The sequence below is a fragment of the Enterobacter sp. SM3 genome (assembly GCF_009811935.2).
GTDB classification, from domain to species: Bacteria; Pseudomonadota; Gammaproteobacteria; order Enterobacterales; family Enterobacteriaceae; genus Enterobacter; species Enterobacter asburiae_D.
The window spans coordinates 2,349,842-2,370,409 of sequence record NZ_CP099971.1 but is presented as its reverse complement, the minus strand read 5'-3'; the positions used below and the strand labels follow the sequence as shown (position 1 = coordinate 2,370,409).

General features: G+C 56.1%; 21 protein-coding genes. 10 read left to right on the top strand and 11 right to left on the bottom strand.

The annotated features are described in order from the left end of the window. Window positions 1-37: 37 nt before the first annotated feature. Entirely contained in the window at window positions 38-565 is a 528-nt protein-coding gene (locus tag GVO84_RS11195) for a helix-turn-helix domain-containing protein (RefSeq protein WP_121423703.1), read from the bottom strand. Between the two features lie 59 nt (window positions 566-624). On the opposite strand from GVO84_RS11195, the gene GVO84_RS11190 reads away from it, so the two are divergent. After that, window positions 625-1,824, top strand: a complete 1,200-nt coding sequence (locus GVO84_RS11190; RefSeq protein WP_159514151.1) for a benzoate/H(+) symporter BenE family transporter — start codon at window positions 625-627, stop codon at window positions 1,822-1,824. Here GVO84_RS11190 and GVO84_RS11185 read toward each other — a convergent pair. Beyond that, a complete protein-coding gene (locus GVO84_RS11185; protein WP_159514150.1) occupies window positions 1,804-2,676 on the bottom strand; it encodes a helix-turn-helix domain-containing protein in 873 nt (290 codons plus the stop codon). The genes GVO84_RS11190 and GVO84_RS11185 overlap by 21 nt on opposite strands. 174 nt (window positions 2,677-2,850) lie before the next feature. On the opposite strand from GVO84_RS11185, the gene GVO84_RS11180 reads away from it, so the two are divergent. Next, on the top strand, window positions 2,851-3,747 hold the full coding sequence (locus tag GVO84_RS11180) for a DMT family transporter (RefSeq protein WP_159514149.1): 897 nt from the start codon (window positions 2,851-2,853) through the stop codon (window positions 3,745-3,747). Window positions 3,748-3,781: 34 nt separating this feature from the next. Here GVO84_RS11180 and GVO84_RS11175 read toward each other — a convergent pair whose 3' ends face one another. Next, on the bottom strand, window positions 3,782-4,456 hold the full coding sequence (locus GVO84_RS11175) for a DUF3313 domain-containing protein (protein WP_033145514.1): 675 nt from the start codon (window positions 4,454-4,456) through the stop codon (window positions 3,782-3,784). A 135-nt stretch (window positions 4,457-4,591) separates the two neighbouring features. Then, window positions 4,592-6,187, bottom strand: a complete 1,596-nt coding sequence (locus tag GVO84_RS11170; protein ID WP_159515632.1) for an ABC transporter substrate-binding protein — start codon at window positions 6,185-6,187, stop codon at window positions 4,592-4,594. A 111-nt stretch (window positions 6,188-6,298) separates the two neighbouring features. Here GVO84_RS11170 and pepT point away from each other — a divergent pair, with 111 nt between their 5' ends. Beyond that, window positions 6,299-7,528 carry a peptidase T gene (gene pepT, locus GVO84_RS11165; protein WP_159514148.1) on the top strand — a complete coding sequence of 410 codons (1,230 nt, stop codon included), beginning with the start codon at window positions 6,299-6,301 and terminating at the stop codon, window positions 7,526-7,528. Here pepT and tehB read toward each other — a convergent pair. Further along, the gene (tehB, locus tag GVO84_RS11160; protein WP_159515631.1) at window positions 7,525-8,139 is read right to left on the bottom strand and encodes a tellurite resistance methyltransferase TehB; all 615 of its coding nucleotides are present in this window, start codon (window positions 8,137-8,139) and stop codon (window positions 7,525-7,527) included. The genes pepT and tehB overlap by 4 nt on opposite strands. A 114-nt stretch (window positions 8,140-8,253) precedes the next feature. Here tehB and ydcK point away from each other — a divergent pair, with 114 nt between their 5' ends. After that, entirely contained in the window at window positions 8,254-9,234 is a 981-nt protein-coding gene (gene ydcK, locus GVO84_RS11155; protein ID WP_159514147.1) for a YdcK family protein, read from the top strand. Here ydcK and rimL read toward each other — a convergent pair. The 4 genes from rimL to GVO84_RS11135 all read right to left on the bottom strand — a co-directional run bounded on the left by rimL (window position 9,229) and on the right by GVO84_RS11135 (window position 13,712). Beyond that, on the bottom strand, window positions 9,229-9,768 hold the full coding sequence (gene rimL / locus GVO84_RS11150; RefSeq protein WP_159514146.1) for a 50S ribosomal protein L7/L12-serine acetyltransferase: 540 nt from the start codon (window positions 9,766-9,768) through the stop codon (window positions 9,229-9,231). The two genes, ydcK and rimL, sit on opposite strands and share 6 nt — an antisense overlap. A 92-nt stretch (window positions 9,769-9,860) precedes the next feature. Further along, the gene (locus GVO84_RS11145; protein WP_159514145.1) at window positions 9,861-11,516 is read right to left on the bottom strand and encodes a glucan biosynthesis protein D; all 1,656 of its coding nucleotides are present in this window, start codon (window positions 11,514-11,516) and stop codon (window positions 9,861-9,863) included. 242 nt (window positions 11,517-11,758) lie between these two features. Next, window positions 11,759-12,532, bottom strand: a complete 774-nt coding sequence (locus tag GVO84_RS11140; protein ID WP_025756391.1) for a transporter substrate-binding domain-containing protein — start codon at window positions 12,530-12,532, stop codon at window positions 11,759-11,761. A gap of 10 nt (window positions 12,533-12,542) precedes the next feature. Continuing rightward, window positions 12,543-13,712 carry a pyridoxal phosphate-dependent aminotransferase gene (locus GVO84_RS11135; protein WP_121931526.1) on the bottom strand — a complete coding sequence of 390 codons (1,170 nt, stop codon included), beginning with the start codon at window positions 13,710-13,712 and terminating at the stop codon, window positions 12,543-12,545. 115 nt (window positions 13,713-13,827) lie between these two features. On the opposite strand from GVO84_RS11135, the gene GVO84_RS11130 reads away from it, so the two are divergent. After that, window positions 13,828-14,670, top strand: a complete 843-nt coding sequence (locus tag GVO84_RS11130) for a LysR family transcriptional regulator (RefSeq protein ID WP_121423692.1) — start codon at window positions 13,828-13,830, stop codon at window positions 14,668-14,670. On the opposite strand, the gene GVO84_RS11125 is transcribed toward GVO84_RS11130, so the two are convergent. Both GVO84_RS11125 and hglS read right to left on the bottom strand, forming a co-directional pair. Beyond that, the gene (locus tag GVO84_RS11125; protein ID WP_159514144.1) at window positions 14,657-16,162 is read right to left on the bottom strand and encodes a carboxylesterase/lipase family protein; all 1,506 of its coding nucleotides are present in this window, start codon (window positions 16,160-16,162) and stop codon (window positions 14,657-14,659) included. The genes GVO84_RS11130 and GVO84_RS11125 overlap by 14 nt on opposite strands. 43 nt (window positions 16,163-16,205) lie before the next feature. Beyond that, on the bottom strand, window positions 16,206-17,549 hold the full coding sequence (hglS, locus tag GVO84_RS11120) for a 2-oxoadipate dioxygenase/decarboxylase HglS (protein WP_159514143.1): 1,344 nt from the start codon (window positions 17,547-17,549) through the stop codon (window positions 16,206-16,208). A 529-nt stretch (window positions 17,550-18,078) separates the two neighbouring features. On the opposite strand from hglS, the gene GVO84_RS11115 reads away from it, so the two are divergent. The 5 genes from GVO84_RS11115 to GVO84_RS11095 all read left to right on the top strand — a co-directional run bounded on the left by GVO84_RS11115 (window position 18,079) and on the right by GVO84_RS11095 (window position 20,500). After that, window positions 18,079-18,264 (top strand): general stress protein, encoded by a 186-nt coding sequence (locus GVO84_RS11115; protein ID WP_004136767.1) that lies wholly within the window; start codon window positions 18,079-18,081, stop codon window positions 18,262-18,264. Window positions 18,265-18,358: 94 nt separating this feature from the next. Continuing rightward, complete coding sequence (locus GVO84_RS11110) at window positions 18,359-18,853, top strand: ferritin-like domain-containing protein (RefSeq protein ID WP_159514142.1); 495 nt, start codon at window positions 18,359-18,361, stop codon at window positions 18,851-18,853. Window positions 18,854-18,876: 23 nt separating this feature from the next. Then, a complete protein-coding gene (locus tag GVO84_RS11105) occupies window positions 18,877-19,080 on the top strand; it encodes a hypothetical protein (RefSeq protein WP_013096662.1) in 204 nt (67 codons plus the stop codon). A gap of 25 nt (window positions 19,081-19,105) precedes the next feature. Continuing rightward, the gene (locus tag GVO84_RS11100; protein WP_024908416.1) at window positions 19,106-19,612 is read left to right on the top strand and encodes a ferritin-like domain-containing protein; all 507 of its coding nucleotides are present in this window, start codon (window positions 19,106-19,108) and stop codon (window positions 19,610-19,612) included. A gap of 15 nt (window positions 19,613-19,627) precedes the next feature. Beyond that, window positions 19,628-20,500 carry a manganese catalase family protein gene (locus tag GVO84_RS11095; RefSeq protein WP_159514141.1) on the top strand — a complete coding sequence of 291 codons (873 nt, stop codon included), beginning with the start codon at window positions 19,628-19,630 and terminating at the stop codon, window positions 20,498-20,500. Window positions 20,501-20,568 lie beyond the last annotated feature (68 nt).

The window sequence follows — 20,568 nt, the reverse complement described above, 5'->3', positions numbered from 1 at the left end:
TCAGAAGTATGCGTCAGCGAAACAGTTTTGCGTAGCCTCAGCGGGGATAATGAATCAGGGAGTGAAAATGCACCGTCCGGTCGCTGCTGTTGCGATAGGCGTGCGGTTTATCGCCGGCAAAACGGACGCCCGAATCGGCAGAAATCGTCTGCCATTTGCCGTCAAGCTTCATCTCCAGCTCGCCGCTGACCACCACCACATGTTCAATCACCCCGGCCTCATGCGGCGTGGATTCACTCAGCGCACCGGGTGCCAGCGTAATGGAGAAATAATCAAACCCGAGCGTCTCGTCCCACGGAAAGAGCGGTTTGACTACCATCGCCTGCTGCTGCGGGTCAAACACCGCCTGCCGATCCGCCTCCGGCGTGATGAACGCGGAAAACGGGACGTTCAGCCCGGTAGCTATTTTCCACAGCGTCGACACCGTCGGGCTGGATTCATTGCGCTCGATTTGCCCGAGCATCGCTTTTGACACGCCAGTCTCGTCCGCGAGCTTCGACAAACTCCAGCCGCGCGCCTGGCGCAGCGTTTTCAACGTTGTTGCTAGATGTAGTGTGATGTCCATGTTCCCTCCTGATGGCGCTCAGCATACCACTTGTACGCTATAGCGCACAGTGTTACCTTATGCCGGACGCTATAACGCACAACGGAGTTTTCATGCGCCCTTCCTCTCACCTTGTTCCAGTCGCACTGGCTGGATTTGTCGCCGTGTTGGTCGGTTACGCCAGCTCGGCCGCCATCATCTGGCAGGCCGCCGCTGCGGCAGGCGCCAGCGCACAGCAGATTGCGGGCTGGATGACCGCGCTGGGGATTGGGATGGGTGTCAGCACGCTGGCCCTTTCCTGGTGGTACAAAGCGCCGGTCCTGACCGCCTGGTCGACGCCCGGCGCGGCGCTGCTCGCCACCAGCCTGCACGGTGTGACGCTGGCTGAGACGATCGGCGTGTTTATCTTTGCTAACGCGCTCATTTTACTTTGCGGCATCACCGGGCTCTTCGCCCGTCTGATGAGGCTGATCCCCCATTCGCTTGCTGCCGCCATGCTGGCTGGGGTGTTGCTGCAGTTTGGCCTGCATGCTTTTGCACATCTTGAGGGACACTTTCTGCTGTGCGGCAGCATGATTGCGGCGTGGCTGCTGGCTAAAGCGCTGGCGCCGCGCTATGCCATCGTGGTCACGTTGCTTGCAGGCGGTATCGTGGCATGGGCGGGAGGTGACGTTGTCACCGATAAGCTCACGTTCTCCCTTGTGATGCCTGAGTTTATTGCGCCCACGTTCACCTTCACCAGCCTGGTGAGTATCGGCGTGCCCTTCTTCCTGGTCACCATGGCATCGCAAAACGCGCCGGGTTTCGCCACGATGAAGGCCTCAGGTTACCCGCTGTCGGTTTCGCCGCTCATCATCGTTACGGGTGCGCTGGCACTGCTGCTTTCCCCTTTTGGCGTTTTTTCTATCTGTATCGCGGCCATTACTGCCGCCATTTGTCAAAGCCCGGATGCGCACCCGGACGCCGATAAACGCTGGCTGGCGGCCATCGCTGCCGGAGGGTTTTACCTGCTGGCGGGGATTTTCGGCGGTTCGATTACCGGGCTGATGGCCGCTCTGCCGCTCAGCTGGATCCAGACGCTGGCCGGTCTGGCGCTGCTGGGCACCATCAGCGGGAGTTTATATCAGGCATTAAGCCACGAGGCGGAGCGCGACGCGGCCATCGTGACGTTTCTGATGACCGCAAGCGGCGTCACGATCCTCGGCATCGGTTCGGCATTCTGGGGGCTGGTGCTGGGCGGCGTATGCTATGCCCTGTTTTCACGCGCTCGCCGCGCGTAGCTGCGAAGGCGTCATGCCCGTCACGCTGCGAAAGCGGTTGCTGAAGTGGCTGGCGGAGTTAAACCCGCAGGCAAGGGCGATGTCCGTCAGCGGCGTTGAGGTGTGCTGCACCAGGGCTTTCGCTTTTTCCATTCTCCTTTGCATCACGTACTGATGCGGCGCCAGCCCCGTCGACTGGCGGAACATGCGGGCAAAATGGTATTCGCTGAGGGCGGCCTGCGCCGCCAGTTCGGCCAGCGTCAAAGGCTGGCCCAGGTTCTCTTCGATAAAGGCCAGCACGTTGCGCAGAACAAACGGCGATAGCCCGCCGGTGACGACCGGTAGCTTCCACTGCACGTTTGAGTAGTTTTGCAGCAGATGGATCAGGAGCAGCGTAGAGGCCGTGCTCAGGGTGAGCTGGTTGGCGTGCTGCTGCCAGTCGCAGCCAAGCAAAAACTGGCGATACAGCGCGGTGATCTTCGGATCGCTACCAAAAATGCGCTCGTCCAGCGTCAGCGAGAGCGGCCGCTTGTCCCAGATCTTTTCCCCCACATCGCGCAGATGTTCATCGGTGCAGTAGAGATGCACAAACGACAGGTCGTCACGGATATCCCACGTCGATTCGCTCTCTTTTGGCATCAAGCAGAAACGGTCCGGTCCCCCGCCGTTCTTCCAGCCGCCCGGCGTTTTTTGATAGCTTTCGTAGCCGTCCGCCACGTACAGGCTGAGGGTATGATGGTTACTTTTTACCGTGATCGTATCGTGCTTGTTGTACCACGCTGCCAGCTGAATGCCCGAATTCAGCGAGACGGTTTCCCGCAGGACCGCATTCTGTTGGCAAAGCGTTTCAAAGGTATCGTAAGCGTGAGACATGACCGTTAGCGTGTGATTGACTGGAATATCAGTCTAAGAAGAGTTGTCTCCCGTTGCCAGCCCCCGCGGAAGAAAAAAGCGCAAGATTTTGCAAGTCATCCGCAAGCCGGTGAAAGCCCGTCGCGGATCTCAACGTCATACTGCGGGCTTCCGTGGTTTGAGAAGAGAAAAAGTATGAACGCATTATTATACGGACTGGTGGTGGTCATCTGGGGAACCACCTGGATTGCGATTTTCCTGCAGCAGGGTCCCGTAGCCGCGCCCGTCTCTATTTTCTGGCGTTTCGCCGTCGCCAGCCTCACGATGATGGTGGTGTTAGTCGCCCTGCGCCGCCTGCGCAAGCTGGCGCGGCGGGATCACCTCTTTTGCATGCTCCAGGGATGCTGCGTTTTCTGCTTTAACTTCTGGTGCTTTTACGCCGCAGCCTCGCACATCAACACCGGGCTTGAATCGGTGATCTTCTCCATGGCCGTGCTCTATAACGCCATTAACAGCTTTATTTTCTTCGGGCAGCGCCCGCCCGCGCGGTTCTGGACGGCGGCGGCACTGGGGCTCGTCGGGATCGTCACCCTCTTCTGGGACGATCTGCTGGCCAGCGGCTGGAGCGCGTCGCTCCTGACCGGGATTGGGCTTTCCGCGCTCGGCACCTACGGCTTCTCGCTGGGCAATATGATCAGCATGCGTCATCAGCGCAGAGGCCTCGAAACCATGACCACCAACGCCTGGGCGATGCTTTACGGCACGCTGGTGATGGGCTGCATTGCCCTGTTCAGAGGCGACAGCTTCGCGCCTGAGTGGACCATCAGCTACGTTGGCGCGCTGCTTTATCTGGCCCTGTTTGGTTCGGTCATTGCCTTTGGCGCCTACTTCACGCTGGTGGGACGCATTGGTCCGGGCAAAGCGGCCTACAGTACGCTGCTCTTCCCGCTGGTGGCGCTGTCCATCTCCACGGTGTATGAAGGCTACGTCTGGCATATCAACGGTATTGTGGGGTTAGTGCTGATTCTGGGGGGAAATATGGTGATGTTTACCAAACCGGAAACCTGGTTCAGACGATTACGAACGGCGTAAATAAAAAGGCCTGCATTACGCAGGCCGTTTTATGTTATTTAGCGGTTTTTTTCACATCAAACATGGTGGCGTCCGTCGCCATATCATCAACAACCTGCTTCAGCGTCGCAAAGGTCATTGGCGTACTTTCGTTATTCAGATCTTTACCTTCGCCTTTACGCACCACCTTCATGACCGGTTTGTTGGTAGCCGCATCGATCAGCTCGCCTTCAAAGAAGAGATGCGTGTCCATGGTGCGATGCCCGGTTGCCATCTGCGTACCCGCCACCACCAGCGCGACCGGCACCACTTCATAGAACTGCAGACCCTCTTTCTGCGAACTCACCCCGGTAATTGCACCGCGGAAAATCAGGCTGTGTTTACCCGGCGTGGTCACCACTGGCTTACGCGTACCAATAGCCGTTTTCATTTTGTTATTGGTGTAATTCAGCAGCTCATCAAGCGTTTTTTGCCCAATTTGTGTCGTTGGTTTAGGCGCAGGATAATAAGTAATCGGCGTCCAGAGAATACTGTCGTAATTAGCTTCGTTATAGGAAGGATCAACCCAACGCAGCGTTGGTTTGCCCGTCGCCGAGGTCGTTTGCTGCAAGCCTGAATAATCTTTTAAAAAGCCGGAGTATTGTTCTGGCGCGGCGACTTTTGAAGAACAGCCCGCCAACGCCAACAGACCAGTAAGCACTGCAACTTTAAAAAAAGTTTGAGTACGCATGATAGTTTTCCATGTTATCTGCAAGTATGCATTTGAAGTTATAGCAAAAGACGGGCGGGTTTGTTGTGACAAAAAATGATGCGGGGAGCACAAATTGCGAAAAGACTGCCCGGAGACGTGCCGGGCAGTGAAAAATTACTGATTTATATCCAGTTGCCAGAACAGATGTTTGCCAAACGGGTCGATTTCATAGCCCGTCACCTCCTTGCGCACCGGTTCGAAAATGGTTGAATGCGCAATCATCACCGCGGGCATCTGGTCATGCATCATCTGCTGAGCCTCTTTATACAGCGCCACGCGTTTATCGCGATCGGTCGTTGATTTTGCTTCCGCAATAATTTTATCGAAGGGCTTATAGCACCATTTCGCCGAATTTGAACCGCCGTTTGCCGAGGTACAGGTAAATAGCGGACCAAAGAAGTTATCGGGATCGCCCGTTGCGGTCGTCCATCCCATCAGCGCGGCCTGATGTTCGCCGCCCTTCACGCGCTTGAGGTATTCGCCCCATTCGTAGGTGACGATTTTGGTCTGTACGCCGATTTTCGCCCAGTCGGCCTGAATCATCTCCGCCATGCGTTTCGCGTTCGGATTGTACGGACGCTGCACCGGCATCGCCCACAGGTCGACGCTCACGCCGTTGGCAAAACCGGCCTCTTTCAGCAGCGCTTTCGCCTTTTCGGGATCGTAATCGTAATCTTTAAGCTCGCTGTCTGCGCTCCAGACGCCCGGCGGCAGCAGGTTCTTCGCCGCGGTGCCGGTGCCGTGGAACACCGCGTCAATAATGGCCGGTTTATTGATGGCCATCGCCAGCGCCTGACGGACTTTTACGTTATCCAGCGGCGGCTTTTGGGTATTGAAAGCCAGAAAACCGGTATTCAGCCCGGCTTTGCTCATCAGGTTGATGTCTTTGTTCGCCTTCATGCGCGGCAGGTCCGCCGGGTTCGGGAACGGCATCACCTGACATTCGTTCTTCTCAATTTTGGCAAAACGCACGGAGGCATCGGGTGTGATGCTAAACACCAGCCGATCCAGCTTCGATTTCCCCTGCCAGTAGTCGGCGAACGCCGTAAACAGGATCCGCGAATCCTTCTGATACTGCGCCAGCTTAAACGGCCCGGTGCCGATGGGCTCCATATCCACCTTCTCCGGCGTGCCCGCTTTTAGCATCGCGTCGGCATACTCCGCGGAAAGGATCGAGGCAAAATACCATGCCAGATCGGCGACAAACGGCGCTTCCGGGTGCGCCAGGGTAAAGCGCACGGTGTGATCATCAACTTTATCAATGCTCGTTATCAGGCTGCCAAACTCCAGGCTTTCGAAGTTGGAGTAGCTGCCGTTAGAGACGTTGTGGTAGGGATGGTTCACGTCTTTCTGCCGCATAAACGAGAAGATCACGTCGTCGGCGTTAAAGTCGCGGGTCGGCGTGAAGGATTTATTGCTCTGGAATTTGACGCCTTTACGCAGATGGAAGATATAAACCTTGCCGTCGTCGCTCACCTCCCAGCGCTCCGCCAGGCTCGGCACCAGCTCCGTGGTGCCGGGTTTGAAATCGACCAGCCGGTTATAGACCGGCACGGCGCTGGCGTCCACGCTGGTTCCCGAGGTGTATAACTGAGGATTAAAGTTTTCCGGCGATCCTTCGGAGCAATACACCAGCGTTTTCGCGGCAACGGTGGAACTGACCGCGAGTGCAGCGAGTGTCAGCGCTAAAGTTGTGAGTTTGCTTTTCATCATTTATTCCTGTCTTTTTAATTCGACGGCTAATTAATTCTTTTGCCATTGCATAAATAACATTAAAGTGAGATGGCAAACACCTGAAAAATAAATAAGGAACAAATCACTATGGGCTCGCCGATTTCCAGACAATTAACGCACCGTTTTTTCCGCTATCTCGCTATCACCAGCCAGAGCGATCCCAAAGTCAAAACCCTGCCCTCAACGCCGGGCCAGCACGACATGGCGCGCGAGCTGGCGCAGGAGCTGGCACGGCTGGGGTTAGACGACATTGTGATTGATGAATTCGCCACGGTGACGGCGGTAAAAAAAGGCAACGTGCCCGGCGCGCCGCGCATCGGCTTTATTACCCATATTGATACCGTGGACGTAGGATTATCACCGGATATTCATCCACAAATATTAAACTTTACCGGTGAAGATCTCTGTCTGAATAAAGAGAAAGACATCTGGCTGCGGGTGAAAGAGCATCCTGAAATTCTGGCTTATTCGAATGAGGAGATTATTTTCAGCGACGGAACCAGCGTATTGGGCGCGGATAATAAATCGGCGGTCACGGTCGTTATGACGGTGCTGGAAAACCTGACGGCGGAGCATCAGCACGGGGATATCGTCGTGGCATTTGTGCCTGATGAAGAGATCGGCCTGAACGGTGCAAAAGCGCTGGATCTTAAGCGCTTCGACGTCGACTTTGCCTGGACCATTGACTGCTGCGAGCTGGGGGAAATTGTCTACGAGAACTTTAATGCGGCAGCCGCTGAGATCCGCTTTACCGGCGTAACGGCGCACCCGATGTCCGCCAAAGGCGTGCTGGTGAATCCCCTGCTAATGGCGACTGACTACATCAACCATTTTGACCGCCAGCAAACGCCAGAGTGCACCGAGGGACGTGAAGGCTATATCTGGTTTAACGGCATTCAGGCCAGCCAGAACGAGGCCATTCTTAAAGCCAATATCCGGGACTTTGACAAGGACAGCTTTGCCGCCCGCAAGCAGCAGATTGCCGACGTTGCCGCGCTGATTGCCGCCCAACATCCAACGGCCACGGTCGATTATCGCATTGAAGATACCTACAGCAATATTAGCAATGCGATTGGCGAAGACCGACGCGCTATCGATCTGATGTTTGCGGCGATGGAATCACTCGGCATCACGCCGAAACCGACGCCCATGCGCGGCGGGACCGACGGCGCGGCGCTCTCGGCAAAAGGGCTGCTCACACCGAACTTCTTCACCGGCGCGCATAACTTCCACTCGAAGTTTGAATTCCTGCCGCTGTCGTCGTTCGAAGCGTCTTACAACACCGCGCTGCAGATCTGCCTGCTGGCCGCGCGTTAAGCGTGCTTGCGTGCCAGCATAGTGGCAAAGCGCAGCTTGATGCGGTTGCCGTTTTCATCGGTGCGGTGCAGTTCGCCAACGTCTTCGTTGTATTTGAGCAACTCCCAGCCTTCGTAGTAGTTGCTCAGCTCACCGCTTTTAAACGCAAACGGGAAGCCGACGGTGCACGGATAATCCGCCGTGTCCATCGCGGCAACGATCAGGTTGTAGCCGCCCGGCTTTGTGCAGCGCTGCATGTTGGCGATAAGTCCCGGGATGGTTTTTGACTCCAGGAACATCAGCACCACGGTGGAGAGAATGAAATCGTATTCGCCGTCAAAACTCAGGTTGTTGAGATCTTTAACTGCCGTGTGGAGGTTATCGATCCCTTCTTCCGCCTTGATGCGCTCGATATTATCGATGCTCAGCGGGTTCTTATCCCACGCGGTCACCTCGTAACCGTTGGCCGCCAGAAAAAGGCTGTTACGGCCATTGCCGCAGCCCAGATCCAGCGTTTTACCCGGTTTAATCTTTTGCGCACTGAACAGCACCTCCGAATGGGTGCGGGTTAAGCCATATTTCTCTGTGAAGTAATTCTCATCGACGGTCATTATTTTTTCCTGAGCCTGCATACGTTTAAAGTGCATCCTGAATGCCATTTTAAGGCGTTTACCGTCTGGTTGCCAGTCGTTCGAAAACCGAAAAATTTGCTACGTTTAGTTATGACGCTTATCAGAGACATAAAGATGAACAAATATCGCCTTAGCGACGAGACACGCCTCTGGCAATGGAAAAATGGCGACACTACCCACTCCGTCACGCTGCGGCAGATTATCGCGACAGTGGATTTTAGCGATGTGACGGCCGGTACCAAAGGCGGCTGGATTGACGACGAGCGCGCCCTCGCGCAGGACGGCGACTGTTGGATCTACGACGAAAACAGTGTGGTATTCGCCGGTGCCGTCGTGTCCGGCAACGCGCGTCTTACCCTGCCGTGCATCGTCAGCCATGATGCCCGTATCGGCGACAGCTGCTGGCTGGACGGCGCGGAGGTCAGCCACGGGGCGCGCATAAGTGACAACGTCACCATTCAGCAATCCTGCGTGCGCGGCGAGTGCCATATTTTCGGCGAGGCTCGCGTACTGCATCACAGCGTGGTGATCGCTGCCAAAGGGCTAACGCCGGACCATGAACAGATCCTGCAAATCTACGATAAGGCAACGGTGAGCCAGTCGCGCATTGTGCACCAGGCGCAAATCTACGGCGAGGCGATGGTCAACTTTGCCTTTGTTGAGCACCGCGCCGAAATATTCGACAGCGCCATCCTCGAAGGTAACGACGTGAACAACGTCTGGGTGTGCGACTGTGCAAAGGTCTATGGCAACGCCCGCGTGATTGCCGGTTTTGACGACGATGCCATCCCGACGGTGCGCTACAGCTCGCAGATTGCGGAGAACGCCGTGGTGGAAGGAAACTGCGTCATCAAGCACCACGTCCTGATTGGCGGTCAGGCCTGGCTGCGCGGCGGGCCGATCATGCTGGATGACAAAGTGGTGATTCAGGGACGCGCGCGGATAAGCGGGGATGTGCTCATCGAGCACCGGGTTGAAATCACCGATGATGCGGTCATCGAAGCCTTTGCCGGGGAGAGCATTCACCTGCGCGGCGAAAAGGTGATTAACGGCGACCAGCGCATCACCCGCACCCCGCTGCTGGGGGCGTTATAGGGTAGCGATCTTCCCGTAGATATTCACATCGTCAAAGCGACCGTTCAGGTATTCGGCTTCCCGCAGGCACCCTTCCAGCGTAAAACCGTTGCGCACGGCAACGCTGTTGCTGTGCTGATTCGCCACCCGACACTTGATCACAAAACGGCGGATCTCCCCGCGTTCGACGTAGTAGCGCATAAACGCCTGCAGTGACCGGGAGAGAATGCCCTGCCCCTGATGGCCTTCATCCAGCCAGTAGCCGATGTACCCGGCCTTGTTGGCAGGCTCAATCGTATTGAACGACAGCACGCCAACCAGTTCATCACCCGCGAAGATCAAAAACATTTTGGCGTAGCCGCGCTGGTGCAGCATCTGGTTACTCTGCACGTTGCGGCGGGTATCCTCTTCGCTGCCCACGTGCTGCGCCCAGTCAAAGGCGGTTTGCAGAAAGGTTTTGTTTTTGACGACGAGATTGTGCAGGTCGGTGGTGTAACGCTCTTCGACGGCGCGAAGCTCGATATCCTGGGTAACGGGGATGATTTCTGAAGACATATAGTGCCTCGTCATTACCGGGTGGCGGCTTACTCTGGATGCATTTGTAGGCCGGGTAAGCGCTAGCGCCACCCGGCACAATCCCACAAGGGTTAACGCATTACCCTGTCGTCAACGTAATGACGTTTATCCGGCGCCGGTGGGAAATACTGATACAGCCAGGTTTCGCTGATGGCATCGCCCTGGCAGCGCAGGAACAGGCGCATATCCACCGGCTCCGTCGAATCCGAGGTTGGATACCAGTCAAACAGAATGCGATAGCCGTCAAACGGCTCTACGTAGAGGATCTCAACCTGCTTCGCTTCACCGCTGGAGAGCGTGATCACCGGCTCAATGCCTTTTGGCGCAGCGGCCTTCAGGTCGCCGCCGACGAAGTCGATGGCAAAGCGACGGGCCCACACTTTCGGATAATTTTCGCCCGGAGCCCAGCCTTCCGGGAACCCGCCCATACCGGTACGGGTAGCGAAGACGTTGGCCAGCGGAGAACGCACCGGCGGCATGGCGCTCCAGTACAGACGATATTTAAAGTCGAGCTCGTCGCCCGCTTTCACCGCTTTTTCCGGCTGCCAGAAGCAGACCACGTTATCCAGCGTTTCACCCGTGGTCGGGATCTCCATCAGGCCAACCGCGCCTTTACCCCAGTCGTTACGCGGTTCAACCCACAGGCTTGGGCGTTTGTTATACCAGCCCATCACGTCCTGATAGTGCGAGAAATCGCGATCGAGCTGCAGCAGGCCGAACCCTTTCGGGTTTTTGTCCATGTAGGCGTTGAACTGCAGCTTCTGCGGGTTGTTCAGCGGACGACAGATCCACTCCCCGTTGCCGCGCCACATTGCCAGGCGATCGGAGTCATGAATTTGCGGGTGAATGGTGTCACACATGCGGCGTTCGTTATTGCCGCAGCTGAACATACTGGTCATCGGCGCGATGCCGAGCTGCTTGATGTCCTTACGCGCATAGAGATGGTTTTCCACCTCCATGATCACCTGGCTCTTCTCGCAGTGGATCACGAATTTATAGGCACCGGTAACGCTCGGGCTGTCCAGCAGCGTATAGACAGTAAAGGTCGTGTCGCCGGGTTTGACGGTTTCAAACCAGAAGGAGGTAAAGTCCGGGAACTCTTCCGGCGTGTCGGTAAAGGTATCTACCGCCAGACCGCGGGCAGACAGGCCGTACTGGTAGGTGTCATCCACTGCGCGGAAGTAGCTCGCGCCCAGGAAAGAGACGATATCGCGACGCGCCAGTTCAGGAGCCTTAAAGGCGCGGAAGCCCGCAAAGCCGAGATCGCTTTGCCCTTCCAGCTGCCTGGTATCCACACCCGTTTCGCCGTAGCTGAACAGCTCCGGACGGAAGTGGATCTCGCGCGCCATAGAGGTAGACTGGTCCAGCGAGAACATCCGCACGCGGCGGCGGAACCCCATCCCCATGTGGAAGAACTGCACGTCCAGCTGACGCCCTTCAATGTTGTTCCACAGTGACTGTTTTTCATCGTAGCGGATAGCGTTGTACGCCTGCGGCGTCATCGTTGCCAGCGTCTCCGGCAGCGGACGCGGCGCGCCACCCCACGGGGTTTTCGCCAGATCATGCGCCATGGATTGCAGTACGGAGAAGTCAAAACGACGGCTCTGGCCGTCAGCAATGTCAGAGTCGGCAGCGTACGCCGCTTTGGAAAACAGGGAAGCAAGGCCAGATGTGCCACTCAGGGCTGCCACTGCCAGCGAGCCTTTTAGAAAACGTCTGCGATTCATGCCTGGAAAAACGTCCTTATGGTCGTGTGAATGTGTTTCGCGCTCGGCGAAATGACGGCAAGAAAGAACGCACAGCCTAAACAAAAATGGTTAAGAATCCAATTGTTGGCCGGTGATTATCTGAACAAAGTGAGAAATATTTTCTGTCGACCAGAACGGCCCGAAAGTGGTGTAAAGAAAGCCTGGAAAATGTGTAGAAAAATGCCCCGGCGCGACATCGTTCGCCGGGGCTAATGAGGCGGTTATTTTACGCTGACATCGATACCCGGAAAGTACTTATCAGCGAGTTTAGCGATCGTGCCGTCGGCACGTACTTTATCAATCGCGGCATCAAGCTGCTTTTTGGTGGCCTCATCACCTTTACGCAACCCAAAACCGATCCCACTGCCGAGGATAGTGTCGTCAGACACCGGTTTGCCGATGAAGCCAAACCCTTTCCCCTGCGGCTTGCTGAGGAAACCTGCCTGCCCGGCCGCGGACATGACCAGCGAGGCGTCGATACGGCCATTCAGCAGATCGCCCCAGGCCATATTCTGATCTTTATAAGACACCACGGTGACACCCTGCTTTTCCCAGTGCTCTTTCGCATAGGTTTCCTGAATGGATCCCTGCAGCACGCCGATGGTTTTACCCTTCAGCCCTTCTGGGGTGGCCTCAACCGCCGTACCGGCCTTGCCGACCAGCTGCGACGGAATACGGTAGATCGGCTGGGTAAAATCAATGCTCTTGCGGCGCTGCTCGGTAATGTTCATCGCCGAGTTGATGGCGTCAAATTTCTTCGCCACGAGGCCCGGGATCAGCGCATCAAACGAGGTTTCAACCCAGCTACACTTCAGCGCAGCCGCTTTGCAGATGGCATTCCCCAGCTCAACGTCAAACCCTTCCAGTTCGCCTGCCGCATTGCGGCTCTCAAACGGCGGGTATTCCGCTTCCAGACCGTAACGCAGCTCGGTAGCCGCGAAGGAAGAAAAGGTACACAGCAATCCCATGCCGACAACTAACGCGCGTAATTTCATCTAATACTCCTCAGCGTGGTTTAACCCGACACAGGGCCTGGGCACCTGCCCGTAACGTCGCCTCATCTTTGGCAAAAGAGAGACGAATCAATTTATTATCCGTGCCGTCGGCATAAAACGCCGACAGCGGAATGGTGGCAACGCCGTACTCAACGATCAGCCGTTTCACCAGCTCGCTGTCGCGCTCGTCGCTGAACTGGCTGTAGTCCGCCAGCATGAAGAACGAACCGGCGCTCGGCAGCAGCGTAAACGGCGAATCGGCCAGCAGGCTGTGCAGCAGATCGCGCTTGCGCTGGTAAAACGCCGACAGCGAGAGCCAGGTTTGCGGGTCCACCATATGTTCAGCAAACGCGTGCTGCATTGGCGTATCGGCAGAAAACATTAAAAATTGATGGACTTTACAAATCTCGTCCATCAGTACCGCCGGTGCAACACAGTAACCCACGCGCCACCCGGTGACGTGATAGGTTTTTCCGAAAGAGGAAATAATCACGCTGCGCTCCGCCAGCTGCGGGTGCGTGGCCATCCCGTGGTGCGGCTCATCGTCAAAAACGACGTGTTCGTACACTTCGTCAGACAAAATAATGATGTCGGTATTGCGCGTCAGCGCCGCCAGCTGTTCCAGGTCATTGGCGGAGAAGACCTGGCCGCTCGGGTTATGCGGCGTATTGATGATGATCATGCGCGTGCGCGGGGTGATCGCAGCGCGAACCTCATCCCAGTTGACGGCAAAATCCGGCACGGTGAGCTTGATGGCAATCGGCGTTGCCCCCTGCAGACGGACAATCGGCGCGTAGCTGTCAAAGGACGGCTCAAAGTAGATCACCTCATCACCCGGATGCACCAGCCCGCTTATTGCCGAATAGAGCCCTTCGCTGGCGCTGGCGGTCACCAGCACCTCGCTGGCAGGGTCATACTGCGTGCCGTAGAGCGTGGCGATTTTATCGGCAATACGTTCCTTAAGCGGCTGCAGGCCGGTCATTGACGCATACTGGTTATGCCCCGCCTCCATGGCGCGCGTGACGCCCGCAATCAGCTTCGGGTCGCAGGAAAAATTCGGTGCGCCCTGAGAAAGGTTAATCGCGTTATGCTGCGCCGAGAGCTGGCCGATAACGGTAAAAATGGTGGTTCCCACATCCGGCAGTTTGGAGCGCGTTTGCACAGGCGTTCGTAAAGTCATCCTCTTTCCCTTCTCATGGACATTGCATAACTATTCAAACAACATCTGTACTGTCGGGACAATCGAATTGTTGTCATAATAGCCATGATAAAAATGCATAGCTGAGGTGTTTTATATGTCGCGCCGTTCGCTCCCCCTTAATGCCATCGACGCATTTTTAGTCACCGCGCGTCACCTCAATCTTACCCATGCCGCCGCCGAACTGTGTCTGACGCAGGGGGCCGTGAGCCGTAAGATTGCCTCCCTTGAGGCGTGGTTTGGCTTTCCGCTTTTTGAACGCCACGCGCGCGGGCTACGCCTCTCGCCGCAGGGCAGCGCCCTGCTTCCGGAGCTGCAGTCCGCTTTCGAGCAGCTGCTGTCCGTGGCTGACCAGGCCCGCAGCCAGCACACCGTGATCCGGCTTAAGGCCCCCACCTGCGCCATGCGCTGGCTGGTACCGCGCCTGCTGGAGGTGGAACGCGAGCATCCGGATCTGCAAATTGCGCTGACCACCACCACCGATCACAACGTCAATTTCAAAACCGAATCTTACGACGCGGCCATTGTGTTCGGCACGCACATGAGCGCAGGCGATCTGCTGTTCGAAGAGGCGCTCACCCCGGTGATAAGCCCGGTGCGGGCAGGCGCAGCGCTGGGCTCGTTAACGTTCCTTCACCCCACAAGGGATAAGACAGACTGGTCGCTGTGGCTGACGAAACAGGAAGGCCCTGGCTTTGTCATGCACAAAAATCAACACTTCGATACGATGGATCTCGCCATTACGGCCGCCATTCAGGGGCTGGGCGTCGCCATCGCCGACGAAACGCTGGTGGCAGAAGATGTTCACGCGGGCAGGCTGATGCGGCCCTATCAGACAAGCATAAAAACCGGCGCAAGCTACCGGCTGGTGCTGCGCGAAACGCCTGGCGAGGAAAATGGTCTCGCGGCGTTTCGCGCCTGTTTGCTTAATCGAGGCTGACGTGGTGCTTCATCACCCGTTTGAAGAGGCTCATGCGGGCACGCATAAAGCGGTTTTCAAGCCTGAAAGCTGCATGTTTATTCACACCAATGCGTAACAGAACGTCCCGCCCTTTACGACACGCGGGCCAGTGCGTCGGACCGGGCAGGCTGTCGCGACGACCCGCGTCACGCGCGAAGCTCACCCAGTAATCCGCCACCTGAGCAGCAAACTGCAGGTCCCGCTCATTGACGTACTGACGCGAAGGCTCTACCTGACCGAGCGTATCAAAGACGTAGGGAACTTCGTTGCCGTGCCAGGCGCCGTTGATATACGTGCCATGTTCCGCTTCGGCGACATAGTCAAACCAGTAACGCCAGCACAATCCACCGACGCGCTGCTGGGCCTGCATCACCACGTAGCCCATGGTGGTAAAGGCCATATCGCGGCACACCTGCCTGCCCAGCTCTTCATCGCCCTTCACGCCCGGATAGAGCAGCTTAATCAGCCCCAGTCCGAAGCGACGCTCCCGGCGAAGCTTCTGAATTTGTCCTGCGAGATCGATGCCAAACACCGCCATCACGCTGGCTTCATCGCTGTTGGAACCAATCATCACCGGCACCGGATGCTGACGGGCGGCAAAAAAGACGTCCAGCATGGCTTCCGGTAGAACACAGTCTCCAGCGATGGGCGCCGGGGCGACGTTCAGCGGCGCGGTGAGCGGCCAGAACGCGTCTGGCGGAATGGCGCGTAGCTGCCCGGCGGTCGCATTTTCCAGACCGAAATGGGCGGCCAGCGCTTCTCCTTTTTGCAGCGCCTGCTCGCGCGGCGTGTCCGGCAGGGTGTATCCGCTTTGTACTATCGCCTTATGAAACAATCCTGCCGCCAGCGGCGAGGCCAGCAGAGAGAGCACGCTGCGCGCACCGGCGGATTCGCCAAACAGGGTGATATTGGCAGGATCGCCACCAAACCCGGCGATATTATCCCGCAACCATTCGAGGGCGGCTATCTGATCCAGCAGGGCAAAATTATGCACTACGCGCCCTTCCTCGCCTTCCAGCGCGGGATGGGCGAAAAAGCCGAGATGACCGAGACGGTAGTTGAGCGTCACAACAACCACGCCGCGCGTGGCCAGCGCTTTGCCGTTATACGGCGGTAAGCCACCAGCACCAATCGTAAACCCGCCCCCGTGCAGCCAGACCATAACAGGAAGCGGCCCGGCGCGCTCTGTGGGGGACCAGACGTTAAGGTAGAGACAATCTTCGGAAAACTGGCCCGGATCGCCGCCGCCTAGCTCCTGACAATACTCGCTGCTTTGCCAGCTTGAGGGCGAGAAAGCCGTGGCCTCGCGCAGGCCATCCCAGCGTTCAGGGGGCCGGGGTGAGCGCCAGCGCCACTCCCCCACGGGCGGTGCGGCGTACGGAATACCGCACCAGAGGTGAACGTTTTCATCGGTTAAACCAGTTAGTGCGCCCTGGCGCGTTTCAACCACAGGGGCGGAAGGATTTTGCATAACAACCTTATTTTTTCCATCACACCCCAGCAGAGTAACGATTTCAGAGCAAACCGCAACGCTGTTTGCTGCGCGTTTCAGCCTCCTGGTAGAGCGTAAACTCGTCATACACCTGGCAGCCCAGCGCGTCTTCAAATGCATCGCGGCTCGCGTTACCGTGGCTACGGGCCTGGGTTTCGTTCCCGAGATTGGACTGGAAAATCCCCGCGGCGCTGACCGGGAGGAAATCTTCGTAGGTGATCGGCTGGGCAACCACCCATCCGCGCTCAATCAGCGGCTGCGGATCGTCACCCGGACGGAACGCATGACGATGGGCTTCCCCGGCTGGCGTCAGGCGGTAGCGGAAATAGGCCAGCTCCTGACGGCGCATGAGCATTTCGCTGTCCGGGAAGGCGCTAAAAATCTCCCGCAGATGCAGCTGGTGCGTGAGGTTATCTTTACCGGTTCCGGCCTGAGCGAGGAGGCTGTCGTACAGTTCCCGGCCTTTCGGGGTCAGCGCCACGCCGCGCTGTTCAATCTCACCGAAGCGCGCGGTGTGGGTGCCTTTATGTTCACCGGCAAACAGCACCGGCTCTTCCAGCGCCTTGAAGCTGGTTTGACGCAATAAGACGGGCACGTCGCGACGCGGCGGTCCTTCGATCAGAATTTTTGGCTCGATACCGTACTTCGGCATCAGCTCCTGCACCCGGTCAATATCCAGCGTGCGCGGCGTGAGGTGGTTAATATGGCAGCCCGGGAAGCAGACCACGTCGGCAATCAGGCGATGTTCGTTGCTCAGTGCCAGATAGGTTTCCTGATCGACCGTCGCATGGCGGTGCCAGCGGAAGGTTTCTAACGCTTCTTGCACAAACTCGTGAGCCTGCGCGTCAGTAAAGTGCCCTTCCGACTCATGGAGGTCGATCAGTTCCAGACAGCGGGGGGTAAAGATGTTCCGGTGAGACAGGATCTCTGCGGCACGCTCGCGCAGCGCGACGTTTTCAATCAGCTCAAGACGCAGCAGCGAGGTAAAGATACGAAACGGATTTCGACACAGGGCCGCATCATCAACCGGGCGAAACGCCGTTGAGTGGACCGGCACCCCCGCCTGCGAGAGATCGTAATAGCTGACCGGGTACATGCCCATAATCGCAAACATACGGCGCAGGGTTGAAAGTTCCTGTGCCGTGCCGACGCGGATCGCCCCGTGACGCTCAACGTTCAGGCGCGCAAGCTCATCGGCGTTCGCCAGTTGTTCATGTAGTAGTGGATTATTTTCCAGAACCGCCAGGTTTACGTCCGCAACCAGTTCGAGCAAGGTGCCGTACTGCGGAACTTCCTGCTGGTACATCGCCGACATAGCCTGCGAAAAGCGTTCCCGAATGTCATCAGCCGTGATGGTGTTCGCCATGATGTCATGCCTCCAGTGAATATTACCTGGAGTGTAGAGAAACCCGTTCCTTCCGGGGGGAAGAATTTCTGAATTGTGATCTTAAGACGACAGTGGTTAAACCGTGTGCTACGGGCCCCGGAACAGACCCGAACGGAACCGCCCTTTCGACCTGGCCGTTTTTATCCAGGATTTTCCTTATAATTATTTAGGGTTCCGCTGTCTAGCTATAAAGAAGTATTTATTGGCTCTCTCCTGAATACAAATTAACCGATTTGAGCACGTCATTATTTTTATCCTCACCTTTCAAATTTTTAGCTCTAAGTTAGGATTAATCTGAATGGTTGTTTACAAGTCCTTCCTGCCTATCCATATTTCCACTTTAAGCGAAGCGCAAATTTACAAATATTTAAAAATAACGCAACCGCAAATAGCCAAACGCATTTGACGGATGCCGCGCAGCGACTAGAGTTATTACTCGAACGACGAGTGATACGGAAATATTTTCGTATCGTACTGACATAACCAATATATGACTATGAGGTTTAATATGGCAGAGCATCGTGGTGGTTCTGGTAATTTCGCTGAAGACCGTGATAAAGCATCAGAAGCTGGACGTAAAGGTGGCCAGCATAGCGGTGGGAATTTTAAAAACGATCCGCAACGCGCATCTGAAGCGGGTAAGAAAGGAGGCCAGAACAGTCACGGCGGAGGCCGTAAATCTGATAACTCCTGATCTTATTTAAAACTCTTTTAATAAAACCAGAGAGCATGCTGCGGGCTGAAAAGCTCGCAGTACCCTTTCTTTATTTTACCGGAGCGTAATTATTATGAATATGAAAAGCGTTGAGGATGTCTTTATTCATCTTCTGTCGGATACCTACAGTGCGGAAAAACAGCTTACCCGCGCCCTGGGCAAGCTTGCCCGCGCCGCCTCCAGTGAGAAACTGAGCGCAGCCTTTACCGCACACCTTGAAGAGACGCAGGGTCAGATCGAACGTATCGACCAGATCGTCGAACAGGAAGACGGTATCAAAATTAAGCGCATGAAATGCGTGGCGATGGAAGGCTTAATTGAAGAAGCGAATGAAGTCATTGAAAGCACGGAAAAAAATGAAGTGCGTGATGCCGCGTTAATTGCCGCTGCGCAAAAAGTCGAGCATTACGAAATTGCCAGCTACGGTACCCTTGCAACATTAGCAGAACAGCTGGGCTATAAAAAAGCCGTTAAACTTCTCGCCGAAACGCTGGAAGAAGAAAAAGAAACCGATATTAAACTCACCGACCTGGCCGTAGGAAATATTAACCAAAAAGCGCAGAAATGACGCAATAACACAGGTTAAATAAAATGAGCATCAGTCCCAGGACAATTAAACGGTGCCATTTAACGGCAGCCATAATATGGTTCATTCTCGCTATCCCCTCCGTAATATGGTGGAAGAACAGCGTGCTATGGGTCATTATCATCAGTATTTACGCCAATATTGTCGGCCATTTATCCGGCTACAGTGCCGCGCGTGCCGATCAGGCTGCTGAAAGTGAGACCAAATAAGCGAACCCCTAATGAGGATACAATGATGAATCACGTAGAACACTACCATGACTGGCTACGCGATGCCCATGCGATGGAAAAGCAAGCCGAATCTATGCTGGAATCCATGGCCAGCCGTATCGATAATTATCCTGATGTTCGCGCAAGAATTGAGCAGCATATTAATGAGACAAAACGGCAAATCACATTGCTGGAAGAAATCCTCGACCGTAATGATATTTCTCGTTCGGTTTTAAAAGATTCGATGAGCAAAATGGCGGCGCTGGGACAGTCCATCGGCGGCATGTTCCCGTCGGATGAGATCGTGAAGGGTTCGATCAGCGGCTATGTTTTCGAACAGTTTGAAATAGCCTGTTATACCTCCCTGCTCGCGGCGGCTAAGAAAGCAGGCGACGTCGCCTCGGTACCCGCCATCGAGACGATTCTTGCGGAAGAGCGCGAAATGGCCGACTGGCTTATTCGTCATATTCCGCAGACCACGGAACAGTTCCTGCTGCGTTCAGACGCATCGGGCGTCGAAGCAAAAAAATAATCCGGGAGAATCGCCATGTTCCGACACGTCAAACAGCTGCAATACACGGTTCGCGTTTCTGAACCCAACCCTGGCCTCGCCAACCTTTTACTGGAACAGTTCGGTGGGCCGCAGGGCGAACTGGCTGCCGCCTGCAGGTACTTTACGCAAGGATTGAGCGATGACGATCCGGGCCGTAAAGATATGCTGATGGATATCGCCACCGAGGAGCTGAGCCACCTCGAAATCATCGGTACCCTGGTCGGCATGCTGAATAAAGGCGCTAAAGGCGCGCTGGCGGAAGGGGTGGAAAACGAGGCTGAACTGTATCGGTCCATGACCGAAAACGGCAATGACAGCCATATTACCTCCCTGCTCTACGGTGGCGGCACCCCGCTCACCAACTCTGCGGGCGTGCCCTGGACGGCGGCCTACGTCGACACCATCGGCGAGCCGACGGCGGACCTGCGCTCGAACGTGGCAGCGGAAGCCCGAGCGAAAATCATCTATGAACGGCTGATCAACGTGACCGACGATCCCGGCGTAAAGGATGCGCTGGCGTTTCTGATGACGCGCGAGGCGGCGCATCAGCTCTCCTTTGAGAAGGCGCTGCAGTCCATCCGTAACAATTTCCCGCCGGGAAAATTGCCGCCAATCGAGGAATTCACCAACAAGTACTACAATATGTCTGAAGGTGGAGAGGTTCGCGGAAGCTGGAACAGCGATAAACATTTCGATTACGTTGAGTCCCCCCAGCCTGCGGTTGATGGCGGCGATGGCAGCGCAAGCGTCACGCTCACGACCGAACAGGCAACCCTGGTTAAGGCGATGTCCGCCCGCACGAAGTCCGATCCACATTCCGACCCGCTGACCGGTGCCGAGCTGGGTGCCGGTAAGACTAAACCGTAATCGGTTTTGCCGGGCAGCCATAAACTGCCCGGCAATTCTCGTGCCCCATCGTTTCAGAGGTACGGACC